This is a genomic window from Paraburkholderia edwinii (assembly GCF_019428685.1).
GTDB classification, from domain to species: domain Bacteria; phylum Pseudomonadota; class Gammaproteobacteria; order Burkholderiales; family Burkholderiaceae; genus Paraburkholderia; species Paraburkholderia edwinii.
In genome coordinates, this window is the sequence record NZ_CP080095.1 from 3,598,028 (window position 1) to 3,611,460 (window position 13,433).

Sequence of the window (13,433 nt, forward strand, 5' to 3'; positions counted from 1 at the left end):
CGTCTCCTATCGCAAGCGGGTGAAGAGGTTGCCGAGCCCTTGCGGCATCAGCCTGATCACGACGATGACTGTCACCAGCAGGCCGATCTGCCCGATCAACTGGCCGTATGACGCCGTGAGCGCGGTCTGGATGATCGCGAGCACGCCCGCGGCAGGCGTCGTCCCCGCGATCACGTTGGCGCCGCCGACCACCACCGACACGAACGCCTGCACGATAAAGTTGCTGCCCATCGTGGGCACGGCCGTCATGGTCGGTGCATAGAGCGCGCCGGTGAGTCCGGCAAGCCCCGCGCCGAGCGCGAAGGTCAGGGTATAGAGCCGGTCCGTGCGCAAGCCGAGGCATCGCGCGATGTTCGCGTTCTGGATGGTCGCGCGTGCGCAGACGCCGTAATTCGTCTTGAAGAACAGCAGGTAAAGCCCGAACAGAATCAACAGCGCGATGATGGGCAGCACGGCGCAATACGTCGAAAACGAATAGTCGCCGAGCGAGAACGATCCGAATGGCGTTCCGATGCCTTCGAGCGATGGACCGGCCACGAGCAGCATGGTCTGTTGCACGATCAGACTGATCGCCCATGTCGCCACGACCGAATCGAACAGCCGGTCGTAGAGGTGACGAATCACGAGCCGCTCGATGACGACACCCGCGAGTGCCGCCGCAATCGCGCCGAGCAGCATCGCGAGCGGGAGCGGCACACCGCGCTTGGCCGCGATGATCGTGACATAGGCGCCGCACATGATGAACTCCCCATGCGCGAGATTGATGACGCCCATCATGCCGAAGATCACCGCCAGCCCGAGCGCCGCGAGGACCAGATACGCAAAGCTGTCGCCGAACTGATAGATGAGCGAGTAAAGAACCGATAGCGTGGCCATGCTGGCTCCACTTTCAGGAAGCCGGCGCGCTCGCATCCTCGTTGCGAGGCAGCGCGCCGGCCTGAATCAGGATTTCTTGGGCAGATTCGACGGTGTGTACTGGCGATGATCGGGCTTGTTGGGCAGATCGCAACCGACCTTGCCGAGCCAATACGGCTGCACGTCGGCCCAGACCTTCGGAATGTCGACGGAGTGATCCGCGTTCACATGCACGAGATAGATCGTATGGCTCGCATGATGGCTCTTCGGATCGATGCAGACCTTGCCCTGCTCGCCGTCCGTGCAGATGTTGCCGCTCTCGAGCGCTTTGCGCACCGCGTCCTGATTCGTCGTCCCGGCCTTTTCGACCGCCGCCTTGTAGAGATAGATCGCGTCGTAGGCGTTCGCGGCTTCCTGGTTGATGTACGGCTCGTTCGGAAATTTCGCGTGGAAGCGCTTCTTGAAATCGTTGCTCGCGGGCGAGTCGACTTCTTCGACGTAGTTCGCCGTCACATACATGTCCTTGAGCGCGGGCGCCTTGAAGCGCTTGTGCTCATACGCCTGACCGACATTGACGGAACTCGCCATCGGCAGATTCAGATGCGCCGAGGCCTGTTGCTCGTAATACGACGCCTGATTCGCGCCGACCAGCAGCGTGACCACGAAATCGGGCTTGGCCTTCTGGATGTTCTGGATGGTCTGGCCGAACTGCGAAACCGACAACGGAATGAATTCCTCGCCGACCATCGTGCCGCCGTTTTCCTTGACGATGTTGCGCACCCATTCGGCGGAGATTTGCCCGAAGTTGTAGTCGGCGGCGATCGTGTACACCTTCTTGCCGTACTTCTGCATCATCCACGGAAGGAGCGTCGAGAACTGCTGCTCCGGCACCGCGCCAGTCACGAAGGTGGTGGTGTCGCATACGCCGCCTTCGTACTGGTTGTCGTAGAAGTAAAGCTGATGCGCACGGTCCATGATCGGGCGAATCGCTTCGCGCGATGCGCTCGAGAACGCGCCGAAAATCACGTCCGGCTTGTCCGTCTGAACGAGACGCCGCGCCAACTCCTGGAATTTGGTGTTGTCGGACTGGGTGTCGTAGGCGATCAGCTTCACGGGACGTCCGAGAATGCCGCCTTTCTGGTTAATCTCATCGACGGCGAGTTCCGTCGCGTGGATCTTTGGAATGGTTGCCAGTGCGAAGTTACCGGACGCATCTTCGAGCAAGCCGATTTTCACGGGATCAGCGGCGCTTGCCGCGAGCGAAGTGACTGCGAGTCCTGCAGTAAGGGCCATACGCATCCAGCCCGACAGCTTCAGCAACATGCGGATTCTCCAGAAGTAGACGCCAGACCAAGGGAAAATTTGGACAAAAAAAGCCCCCTGACGAACCGCTGGTTCGTCAGGGGGCTTCCATGCCGCATCCCGGGCGGACAACATTGTCAAGCCACGGGGGATGGCTGGAGTCTAAAGCGCCGTATTTCTTCTTGTCAACGGCGGTCAAAAATCGCCGGCGTGATCGGCGCCGGATGCATTTCATGTCCAGAACTAAGTAATGATCTTCGCGCGCTGCCAGGGACCGGGAACCGTGAGAACGGACCTGCGGGCATCACTGAGGCGCCCACCGCCCGATGCTAAAATATCGCGAAGCATTACAAATTCCTGCACGCATCGGCTTCACACACCGGCTTTACATCGGCTTCACCCCCGGCATCGACTCACGCTCCACAGACCCATGCCCCAAACGGCCCTGCGCACTTCCGTTCTGTTCAACGTCGTCGACTTCAACGACGGCGGCATCGAGTCCTCGCTGATGCAATGGCTGAGCATCCTCGATCGCAGCCGCTTCGAGATCACGCTCGCGGTGATGTACGCGTCGCCGGCGTTCGTGAGCCGCTTTCGCGCGCTGATTCCGCAGGATGTGAAGGTCGAAATACTCGTCGACCGCCCGTGGCTCAACTACTTCCAGTCGCGCCGTTACGCACGTAAGCTCAGCAAGCCCGGCCGCATCGGCCGCGACGTGTTCAACACGCTCGCCGTGCGCCCGCACATCAGGAGGCGCATCGCGGCGCTCGCGAAGCGCCACGATGTAATCGTCGACTTCGATATGTCGCTGCGGCGCTGGGCCTCGCAATTCGACATCGCGTGGCTGGGCGTCAATCATTTCAGCTTCGACGCGCGTCTCGGCAACCGTCCGCGCAAGGCGCGCCGTCTCGCGCTGCAGTACGCGCGTTACGACGCGGTGATCGCGCTGAACCAGCATATGGCCGACGAAGCAAAGCAGATGTTCGGCGATACGTTGCACCGGCTCGTCGTGCTGCCGAATGCGATCGATATCGATGCGATTCGCGCGTCGGCCAGCGCGCCGAATGCAACGAAAGCGCCGACTGCGGCACCGTACATCGTGTCCGTCGCGCGGCTCGACGAGATTCAGAAAGATCACCGTACGCTGTTGCACGCGTACGCGAAGATGATCGAAGACAGTGATGTCAAAGACGATCTTGTGATCGTCGGCAACGGTGCGTTCAAGCAGGAACTGGAAGCACTCGCGGTGCAGCTCGGCATCGCGCCGCGCGTGCATTTCGTCGGTCATCAGGACAATCCGCATGCGCTGATCGCCAATGCTCGCGCACACGTGCTGAGCTCACGCTACGAAGGCATGCCGATGGTATTGCTCGAAGCGCTCGCGCACGGCAAGCCGATCGTTGCGACCGACTGCCCGACGGGCCCGCGCGAGATTCTCGATGATGGCCGCGCCGGCATGCTTGTGCCGATCGGCGACGTGGATGCAATGGCCGATGCGCTCACCCGTATCGTCACCGACGCCGCCTTGCGCGACACGATGACCGCGAACGCGTTGGCGCGTGCGCAGCACTATGGGATCGAGCAGAGCAACCGGCGCTTTGCCGCGTGCGTCACCGACATTCTCGCTGTGCGGCGTGGTCACCAGTCCGCAAAGGCAGCAGCGCAGAGTCCGGCCAGAAGCTAAGCGCAGACTGCGATAAATTTATCGCCCCCGGTTCCTGCACGTCGGATCTCTGCTTCCTTGGGCATCCATACGGATGTCCGCGATTTATGCCGGACGCCGCTCCCTTCATCGACGCAATTTCATGTGCACGCGCCCCATGAAAATCTTCATCGACAGAAATCATCAGGCACACTAAAGTAATACGCTATACCCATTTGTAGCGTCACTACCCACGCGAAGCCACCTTTTTGTCAAACAAATGGAAGTCAGGAATGCTCGGCGGTGGGCACCGCATGGCGGAAACCGGTGGGTCATCGCAGCTACTGCACTGTTTGCCGCCGTCTCGATCCGGGCAGCGCTGCATCCGCTGCTCGGCCCTGTCATGCCGGAAACCAGCTTCCTGATCGCCGCTATCCTCGTCGAGTACTATTGCGGCATCGCGCCGGCGGTTTGCGTGATGCTCGCCGGCCTTTGCATCGCCGACTACCTGTTTATTCCGCCCTATAGGCGTCCCGAGATCATCAACCAGGCGGACCTCTGGCTGCTGATCTCGTATTCACTCGTCACGATCCTTGTGATCACGCTGGTCGAGCGGCTCAAGCGCGCGCAGTATCGCGCCCAACTGCTGACCGCCGTGTCCCAGTCGCGCTACGAAATGCTGCTGCGTCACGACAACGAGCGCCTGCTCGCACGGCGCGCCACGGATGAGATGCGGCGCATGCTCCACTACATCGCGCAGCACAACCGCTCGCTGATCCTGATCAGGGCGCTCGATTCCGCGAACAGTCTGTCGCCCGGCAGTTTCCTCGCCGCGGCGGCGACCGCGACCCCGAGCGGCATCATCGACGACCAGTCGTTTCGGGTGGGCGTCGCTTACGGTGCGAAGCATTCGCAGGTGCATCAGGAGGACCTGGCGCGCGTCACCGAGCGGCTCGTGCCGGGCCTTCACCGCATGCGCTTTCTGTCGGCCGGACACGGGTGGCGGCCCGTCGAATGCGTATGCGACCGCTTCATGACGACGTCCGGCGAATTTCTGGTCCTGCGCGCGAACGACTGATCATGAAAGCGCCTCCGTTCCCTACCGCCCAGAACAGCGATCACACGGTCCTGCTGTTGCACGGCTTGTCGAGCTCACCGCTGGAAATGCGCTTCCTCGCGCGCTTTCTCGCCGACGAGGGCTTCGCCACGCACACACCGGAACTGACCGGCTATAGCGCGGGTACCGGACATCAGCCGATGGAGCAGTGGATCAACGCAGCGGTGGCGCAGTTCGACGCGCTTGCCGCGCAATATCGCCACGTCTCGGTGTGTGGCCTTTCGATGGGCGCCACGCTGGCCGCAGCAGTCGTGCAACGGCGCCCGGCCGCGCGCGCCCTGCTGCTGCTATCGATCACACTCGATTACGACGGCTGGGCAATTCCGTGGTACCTGTTTATGTTCGACTGCCTCTACTACACGCCGCTGCGCTCACGCTACCGCTATCGCGAGCACGAGCCGTACGGCCTGCGCAACGAGGCATTGCGCGCAAAGATCGCGCGGGCAATGCAAAAAAACGAAATCAGCGAGGTGGGACCGGCTTCCATTTCGATGGCGGCGTTGCACGAAGCCAGGCGTCTTGCCGCCTCGATGCGCAACACGCTGAAGGGCATCACCGCCGATTGCCTGATCGTCCACGCAATCGACGACGAAACATCGAGTCCGCATAACGCACGCTTTGTCGAATCGAACGTTGAGGCTTCGTTCCTTCGCACTATCTGGCTCGACGATTCGTACCATATGATCACGTCGGACAACGAACGCGAGGTCGTCGCGCGCGAATGTGCGCTCTTTCTGCGCGAAAGCGAGGCAACCTCGGCGGCAAGCAGCAATCCAACGCCAGTGGTGTCGCGCGCGCTTGCGCGGCGCCTGAGGCAACTGGCCACCGTGGCGGGCAAAGCATAAAAGCGCGCGACGATATCGAGCGGATGCCTGCGTTGCGCTTGCGGTGGGAACTGCGTGCGGCGTGCCAGACGCCGGCAGTGTGTCGAGCGGTACGGTCTACGTTCAAGGGCCAGGCTTGCTGGCCCGTGCACCGTACGTCACTCCCCCGCCAACACCGGCGCCGGATCCTCCGGCAACAACGTCGTCAGCACATCCACCGTGCGCACCGTTGCCCCACGATGTCGCGCGGCAAACGCGGAAGCCGCGGCGCCCATCGCCGTGCGGCGCGGTTTGTCATTGAACAGTTCGCGCAGCACGCGCGCGAGGTCCGCGGGGTCTTTCACCTGAATCGCCGCGCCGGCCGCAACGGCATCGGCCGTCGCCTGCGTGAAGTTGAAGACGTGCGGGCCGATCAGCACCGGCAGACCGACCGCACACGCCTCGATCAGATTCTGCCCGCCCAGCGGCAACAGACTGCCGCCGATAAACGCCACGTCGGACGCCGCATAGTAAGCGCCGAGCTCGCCCATCGAATCGCCGAGCAGCACCTTCACATCACGCGGCAACGGCTGCACCGGCTCAAGCGCGGCCGCAGCAGCGCCGGCCGGCGCCCACCCGGAGCGCCGTTCGATGCGCATGCCTTGACGCTCCACTAGCGCCGCGACTTCGTCGAACCGCTGCGGATGGCGCGGCACAAGCACCAGCAACGCGTCGTCGATCGCCAGCGCCGCAAACGCCTGCAGCACGAGTTCTTCTTCGCCTTCGCGCGTGCTCGCCGCGACCCATACCGGACGCTCGCCGATCGCCGCGCGCCACGCATGGCCGCGCGCCACAAGTTCCGGCGGCGTATGCATATCGAACTTCAGATTGCCGAGCACGGTCACGTTGCGCGCGCCGAGCGCGGTCAGCCGTTGCGCGTCGGATGGACTTTGCGCCAGCACACGCGCAAAGCCGCCGAACACATCGCGCGTCGCATGCCCGAAACGCGCCGCGCGGCGGTACGAGCGCTCCGACATCCGCGCGTTGGTCAGCACGAGCGGTACGTCGGCGCGCCGGCATTCGTCGATGAGCGTCGGCCATACTTCGGTCTCCATCACAAGACCGAGCGACGGCCGCCACGCGCGCAGAAAGCGCCGCACCGCGTGGGGCAAATCGTAAGGCAGGTAGCAGCGCAGCACGCGGTCGCCGAAGATCTGCTCGCCCGTTGCACGGCCGCTCGGCGTCATGTGGGTCAGCAGAATGCGCGCGTCGGGGCGCGCCTTGATCAGCGCATCGATCAGCGGCTGCGCGGCGCGCGTCTCGCCGACCGATACCGCGTGCACCCAGATCAGCGGCGCGTCGTCTTCGGGCAGACGTGCGCGCCCGCGGCCGAAGCGCTCGCCGATATGCCGGCGGTAGCCCGGCTCCTTGCGCGAGCGCCACATGAGGCGCGCCACCGCGACCGGCGCGGCGATCCACCAGAGCGCGTTATAGATCGCTCTTAGCATCGCGCCTCCACAAAGGCATCGAAGCATGAGCGGCCATCGAAGCAGGCCAGCATCGCCGGGCCTCGCAATATCCGCCGCAGCAAACTGCAGTGCCGCACACCGGCGCCGGCAGCGCCGCAACGCCGCAATCCACGAGCGCCGCCCGTCAAACCAGCGCCCGGCCCTGCAGCCGCTCGAGAATGCCAAGCGGCGCGCATTCGGGCTGCGCCATCGACTTGACCGGCAGGAAGAACGTCTGCTCGAGCATGAACTGCCCGGACATCACCGCATGCGAGGTCTGATCCGAAAAGCACACCCAGACGCTGCCCGGCGGAAACGGCATCGTCTCCTGCGGCGACGACTTCTGGTATTCGAGGTCCGCTTTCATGCCGTCGTGCAATTGCAGCATCAGATGGTCGTATTCGCTACGCGGCGACTTCGTGACGTGCAGCAGGTTCAACAGCCACGCGGCGCCCGGCATCTGCGGCTTGATGCGCGGCAAAAAGCGCTTCGCCATGGCTTCGAACGGCTCGCCGACGCGCCAGACGCGCGGCGTACCGTGCGGATTCACATTCGTGAACACGCGCAAGATGCGCTCGCCGTAGTTCGGCCGCGACGGAAACGCATCGACGTGCAAGCGGCTGTCGTCCTTGCGCCATGAGGTCTGGCGCGTTTCGACCTGATGCAGCCGCAGGCTCGTCGGCGCGACGCGCAGCTTGTTGCGGTACTCGGGAAACAGGCCGTCGACCAGCGTGCGCGCATTGGTCTGGTAGCGCGCGATCAGCGCACGCACCGCCGATTGCGTGACCGTGTCGCCGAGCACGCCATGCAGCGCCCCGCCGTTCGCTTCGAGGCTGATGTTCTTGCGGTTCGGATCGGCGATCGCGGGATCGAGCAGCGCGGTTTCGCCGCCTTCGATCGCGAAACGCAGATTCGGGAAATACAGCACCTTGCCGCGCTCGACGCCCGCGAGCAGCGTTTCGCGCGCCACCGACAGGTTCTGCGCCTGCCAGTCGCCGCTTGTCACTTCAATGATCTGGGATTCGTTCATGGTCGCCCTTCTTTTGCAGCGGATGAAGCGTAGGTAGCGTGTGCGGCGCGTTAAGCGGGGTTAAGCCGGGGTGATCGTCTCCCGGCATACGCCGGCCGTATCGCAAAGGCTCTTACAGCAGACCAAAGCCCGCCAGCGCGCTCTTCACCGCCTGCAGCGTCGGCGGCTGGCCGGCCGTGCCGAGATTGATCACATTCGGCGACCAGTAGCCACCCGTACGCCACGCGGTCGCGAAATTGTACAACTCGACCGTCGGCCGCTTGAGCGCTGCGGCAATATGCACAAGGCCCGTGTCGACGCCGACCGTCGCGGCGGCGCCTTCGAGCAGGCCCACCACGGCCGGCAGCGACAGCTTCGGCGGCACGATCGCGGCCGCGCCGAACTCTTTGGCGAGCCGCTCGCTCGTCGCGCGCTCGGCCTCGCTGCCCCACGGCAGCACGAGCGACGCACCGCGCCGCACGAGCGACTGGCCCAGCTCGATCCATGCGGTGTCGGGCCACTGCTTGTCCTCACGCGACGTCGCGTGCACGAACACCACATACGGCACCGGCAGGTTCAGTTGCGCCTGCGAGACCGCCAGCGACGCGCGGCCGACGTCGATGCCGAAGTCGATTTCGTCTGTGGGTTGCGGCGCAGGGTCGTTGAGCGCGGCCGCCACGAGCTGGCGCGTGCGCTCGACCACATGCGTGCGCGGCTCGATCGGCACACGCTTGCCGTAGAAGAAGCGCACCGGCCATTCGTAGCCGGCGCCGTCGGTGCGGTTACCGAGCCCAACCACCGGCCCACGCGCCATCCGCGCGAGCCACGCGGTCTTGATCAGCCCCTGGCAGTCGATCACGAGGTCGTAGTGCTCGGCCGCCAGCGCGCGGCGAAATGCGCGGATCTCGGCCCAGTTGGCCGGCGAAAACAGCTTTTTGCGCCAGCGCCGCAGCGACACCGGGATCGCGCGATGCACGCCCTGCACGAGCTCGACCAGCCCCACGAAGCTCTCTTCGACCAGCCAATCGATCTGCGCGTCCGGATGGCGGCGGCGGATATCGGCAATCGCCGGCATGTTATGCACGACGTCGCCCAGCGATGACACCCGTACGATCAGTATCTTTTGCGCGCTCAAGGAGGGGGTGCCGGTCATTCCGGCATCACGGTACGTTGAAAGGACGCAATTCTATCGCGCCGCGCGAAAAAACCATGAAAAAACGCGGCGCGGTCCGTGTGGACTCGCGCCGCGTTTGTGCGGCCTGTTTGTGCGGCCTTTCAACCGTCAGGTCGGGACGAAGCGGAACAACGCGTGGACGAAGCGTGTACGAAGCGCGAATAACCCGCGCCCGCCTCGCCTCGAACCGTCAGAACGGCAGCTTCGCGTCCGCCTTCTCCGCCATGATCACGCGGCGGAAGTCCTCCTGGATGCGCTTGAGCGCCGCATCGTTATCGGCCTCGAAGCGCATCACGACCACGGGCGTCGTATTCGACGAGCGCGCGAGGCCGAAGCCGTCCGGATACTCGACGCGCAGCCCGTCGATCGTCACGACCTGGTCGGCTTGCGGAAACTTCGCGTTCTTCTGCAGACGCGCGATCAGCTCGAAGTTTTCGCCTTCCTGCAGCTTCAACTGAAGCTCCGGCGTCGAGTGCGAGTTCGGCAGGCTGTTGAGCAGTGCGCTCGGATCCTTCACGCGCGCGAGGATTTCGAGCAGGCGCGCGCCGGTGTACAGGCCGTCGTCGAAGCCATACCAGCGGTCCTTGAAGAACACATGGCCGCTCATCTCGCCCGCGAGCGGTGCGCCGGTCTCACGCAGCTTCGCCTTGACGAGCGAGTGGCCCGTCTTCCACATCAGCGGCTCGCCGCCCTTCTCTTTCACCCACGTCGCGAGGTTACGCGTGCACTTCACGTCGTAGATGATCTGCGCGCCCTTGTTGCGCGACAGCACTTCTTCGGCGAACAGCATCAGCTGGCGGTCCGGATAGATGATCTGGCCGTCCTTCGTGACCACGCCGAGACGGTCGCCGTCGCCGTCGAACGCGAAGCCGATTTCGGCGTCCGTTTCCTTCAGCGCGCGAATCACGTCCTGCAGGTTCTCGGGGTGCGCCGGGTCCGGATGGTGATTCGGGAAGTTGCCGTCGATCTCGGTAAAGAGCTCGACGAGCTCGCAGCCGAGCGCCTTGAAGAGCCGCGGCGCGAGACCGCCCGCCACACCGTTGCCCGTATCGACGACGATCTTCAGCGGCCGCGCCAGCTTGATATCGCTGACGATGCGATCGATGTAGGCATCGGCGATGTCGTAGTCGGCATAGCTGCCGCTGCCGGAGTCGAACTTGTTGTCGACGATGCGCTTGTAAAGCGCCTGGATCTGGTCGCCGTAAATCGCCGCGCCGCGCAACACCATCTTGAAGCCGTTGTAGTCGGGCGGATTGTGGCTGCCCGTCACGACGATGCACGAATCGACGCGCCGCTCGCCGCCCGCGAGCTTCAACGGCACGCTCGCCGCGAAGTAGCCGACCGGTGTCGGCACCATGCCGACATTGACCACGTCGACACCGGCGGAACGCAAGCCTTCGGACAGCGCCGCGATCAGTTCCGGGCCCGACAGGCGGCCGTCGCGCGCCACGACGACCGCATCGCCGCCCTGCGCGCGCACTTCGCTGCCGAATGCGCGGCCGATCGAACGCGCCGTATCGGCATCGAGCGTCTTGCCGATCACACCGCGGATGTCATACGCCTTGAAAATCGATTGGGAGATCATGGATAGGCTCACTTACGTGCAATGAAGTGCAATGGAAATTTTGTCCGGCGCATGACGTGGTCGCGTCTGCACCTTGCCGGAAGCGGTCCGGTTCCAACTTATAATTGCGTTTTTTAGCGAACGCCTACTCGTCCTATTCTAATGCCTAGACGCGTCCCGATTGTAAAGTTGCGGTTGCAAATGGCGCGCCTGACCGTGCTGATGGCGGATTCGGCGGGTTTGACAAACGACCGGACGGGTGCCGGATGCTGACATGGAAGCGTTACGCGAATCCCGACGTCACGCGCGCATTCGCCAATATCGTCTGGCTCGGGCTTGAGCGGCTGACGCAGATCGCCGTGGCGATCGCGATCAGCGGACTGCTGGCGCGCTACTTCGGCCCGGACGTATTCGGCAAATGGCAGTATGCGAATACGCTGCTGCTCGTGCTCGCGCCGCTCACGTGGGTCTGCGGCGCCGAGATTCTGGTGCCGACCATCGTGCGCCGCCCCGCCGCGGAACTCGGCACCGTGCTCGGCAGCGCCTTCGTATTGCGGCTGACCGTGTCCATCGCCGCGCTACTGGTTACGTGGGCCGCGATCGCGGCGAACCGCGACATCCACTTTACCGATCCGCTCGTCGGCACGATGCTCGCCGGGCTCGCGGTCACGATGCTGTTTCGCGAACCGCTTACCGGCGTGATCAACGCGTGGCTGCAGAGCATGACTTACAGCAAGCCGCAGCTGCTGACGAGCATGTCGACCGCCATCGTCAAGGCGCTGCTGGTCTGGCTGCTGGTGCGCGCCGCGGCGCCGGCCGGCAGCTTCGGCTGGCTATGGGCGCTCGAGGCGGCGGCGATCGGCGCGATTCTGCTCGTGTACTACATGAAACGGCATGGCGGCACGCTCGGCTGGCATATCGAGCGGCCTTTGGTGCGCCATTTCGCGAGCGCCGGAACGGTCTTCTGGATCGGGCTCATTTGCATGTACCTGTTCCTGAAGCTCGACCGCCTGATGCTCGAGCGCGCGATCTCATTCGCCGACCTCGGCCGCTATTCGGCGGCGCAGCAGCTCAACGAAAACTGGATCACGCTCGCGCTGATGCTCGCGCAAACCATTGCACCGGCCTTCGTCTACCGTGTCGACGAAGCCGCGCGGCTGCGCCGCAATATGTGGCGCCTCGCGGCGATGACGTTCGCCGTGATGGCGGGCGGCGCGTTCGTGCTCGATCTGCTCGCAGGCTTCATCATCCGTCATGTGTTCGGGCCGGACTACGAAGGCGCGATCGGTATTTTCCGCTGGGCCGTCTGGCTTTCCGTACCGGCCGGCATCGAGGCGATCGGCAATCTCGTCGTGCTCAAATACCAGGCGAAGTTCGTGCTGCTGTCGAAATGGCTGCTCGCGCTCGCGGTGGCGTTCGCGGTCAATCTGCTGGCGATTCCGCGCATGGGCGCATACGGCGCGCTGGTCGGGCTCGCCGCCGGGTATCTGGCGGCCGCGGCGGTCAATCTTTATTACATCCGTTTGAAACTCGGCTCATGACGTCTTCTTCCGCATCCGCACGCTCGCCGCGACGCACCGACCCGCGCGCGGACCCGTCTGCGCCGAAGCACGCGCCACACGCCGGCGCGCCGGGCGGTTCGGCTACGCCATACGGCGCTTCGCTGGCCGACGTCGCGGTGCTGATGCCCGCCTACAACGGCCAGGCCGACGTCGAGCGCACGCTCGCGTCGTTCAGCGAAAGCGAGCCCGTGCATGTGCTGATCGTCGACGACGGCAGCACGCCGCCGCTCTTCGCGCCGGCGCTGCCGAACCTGACTGTCGAGATTCTGCGGATGCCGCAAAACGGCGGTATCGAGCGCGCCTTGCAAGCCGGCATCGAAGCGCTCGCCGCGCGCGGCTTTCGTTATGCAGCGCGAATCGATGCCGGCGACGTGACAGTGCCGCAACGGCTCGCGAAACAGCGTGCGTATCTCGAAGCGCATCCGAACGTGGCCGGTCTCGGCATGTGGGCGCAAGTGGTCGCGCTCGACGGCACGCCGCTTTTCATGCTCTCGCCGCCGGCCGATCCGCACGCGATCCGCCGCATCCGTTTCTTGCGCGCCTGCTTCGTGCACCCTTCGATGATGTTGCGCATCGACGCGGTGCTCGCGGTCGGCAACTATCGCGCTGCCTACCGTTCCGCCGAAGACCTCGACCTGTTCCTGCGGCTGATGGCGCGCTACGACTGCGCGAACCTGCCCGAACTCGGCCTTTACTACGAACTGAACGAGAGCGGCATCAGCGCAACGAAGCGGCGCCGCCAGATCGTGTCGACGCTCAAGCTGCAACTGCATTACTTCAACGCCGCGAACCTGTACGACTGGCTTGGCCTCGCGAAGAACCTGTTGCACTTCGTCACGCCGTACGGCACGCTGCGGCAGATCAAACGCGTCGTTTATGCGCGCCACTAACCGCGAC

Annotated in this window: 11 protein-coding genes; 5 read left to right on the forward strand and 6 right to left on the reverse strand. The window is 64.1% G+C overall.

The genetic code is table 11. The features are described 5' to 3' along the window. Positions 1 to 6 precede the first annotated feature (6 nt). A complete protein-coding gene (locus KZJ38_RS15895; protein WP_219797062.1) occupies positions 7 to 876 on the reverse strand; it encodes an ABC transporter permease subunit in 870 nt (289 codons plus the stop codon). A 66-nt stretch (positions 877 to 942) separates the two neighbouring features. Next, on the reverse strand, positions 943 to 2,178 hold the full coding sequence (locus KZJ38_RS15900; protein ID WP_219797064.1) for an urea ABC transporter substrate-binding protein: 1,236 nt from the start codon (positions 2,176 to 2,178) through the stop codon (positions 943 to 945). A gap of 409 nt (positions 2,179 to 2,587) precedes the next feature. Here KZJ38_RS15900 and KZJ38_RS15905 point away from each other — a divergent pair, with 409 nt between their 5' ends. The 3 genes from KZJ38_RS15905 (at position 2,588) to KZJ38_RS15915 (ending at position 5,761) form a co-directional block, all read left to right on the forward strand. Then, entirely contained in the window at positions 2,588 to 3,841 is a 1,254-nt protein-coding gene (locus tag KZJ38_RS15905; protein WP_219797065.1) for a glycosyltransferase, read from the forward strand. 238 nt (positions 3,842 to 4,079) lie between these two features. Continuing rightward, entirely contained in the window at positions 4,080 to 4,877 is a 798-nt protein-coding gene (locus KZJ38_RS15910) for a DUF4118 domain-containing protein (protein ID WP_219797067.1), read from the forward strand. A gap of 2 nt (positions 4,878 to 4,879) precedes the next feature. Further along, positions 4,880 to 5,761 (forward strand): alpha/beta hydrolase, encoded by an 882-nt coding sequence (locus KZJ38_RS15915; RefSeq protein WP_219797069.1) that lies wholly within the window; start codon positions 4,880 to 4,882, stop codon positions 5,759 to 5,761. Between the two features lie 137 nt (positions 5,762 to 5,898). Here the strand turns inward: KZJ38_RS15915 and waaA are convergent, their stop codons facing one another. The 4 genes from waaA to KZJ38_RS15935 form a co-directional block, all read right to left on the reverse strand. Then, complete coding sequence (gene waaA, locus KZJ38_RS15920; RefSeq protein WP_219797070.1) at positions 5,899 to 7,227, reverse strand: lipid IV(A) 3-deoxy-D-manno-octulosonic acid transferase; 1,329 nt, start codon at positions 7,225 to 7,227, stop codon at positions 5,899 to 5,901. Positions 7,228 to 7,372: 145 nt separating this feature from the next. Further along, positions 7,373 to 8,257 carry a Kdo hydroxylase KdoO gene (gene kdoO, locus KZJ38_RS15925; protein WP_219797072.1) on the reverse strand — a complete coding sequence of 295 codons (885 nt, stop codon included), beginning with the start codon at positions 8,255 to 8,257 and terminating at the stop codon, positions 7,373 to 7,375. A gap of 112 nt (positions 8,258 to 8,369) precedes the next feature. Beyond that, positions 8,370 to 9,389 (reverse strand): lipopolysaccharide heptosyltransferase I, encoded by a 1,020-nt coding sequence (gene waaC / locus KZJ38_RS15930; RefSeq protein WP_219797074.1) that lies wholly within the window; start codon positions 9,387 to 9,389, stop codon positions 8,370 to 8,372. A 211-nt stretch (positions 9,390 to 9,600) separates the two neighbouring features. Then, on the reverse strand, positions 9,601 to 10,995 hold the full coding sequence (locus KZJ38_RS15935; protein WP_219797075.1) for a phosphomannomutase/phosphoglucomutase: 1,395 nt from the start codon (positions 10,993 to 10,995) through the stop codon (positions 9,601 to 9,603). A gap of 245 nt (positions 10,996 to 11,240) precedes the next feature. Between KZJ38_RS15935 and KZJ38_RS15940 the strand changes: the two genes are divergently transcribed. After that, the gene (locus KZJ38_RS15940) at positions 11,241 to 12,515 is read left to right on the forward strand and encodes an oligosaccharide flippase family protein (RefSeq protein ID WP_219797077.1); all 1,275 of its coding nucleotides are present in this window, start codon (positions 11,241 to 11,243) and stop codon (positions 12,513 to 12,515) included. Positions 12,516 to 12,658: 143 nt separating this feature from the next. Next, positions 12,659 to 13,426, forward strand: coding sequence for a glycosyltransferase (locus KZJ38_RS15945; RefSeq protein WP_246641782.1), 768 nt, complete (start codon positions 12,659 to 12,661; stop codon positions 13,424 to 13,426). Positions 13,427 to 13,433: the final 7 nt, after the last annotated feature.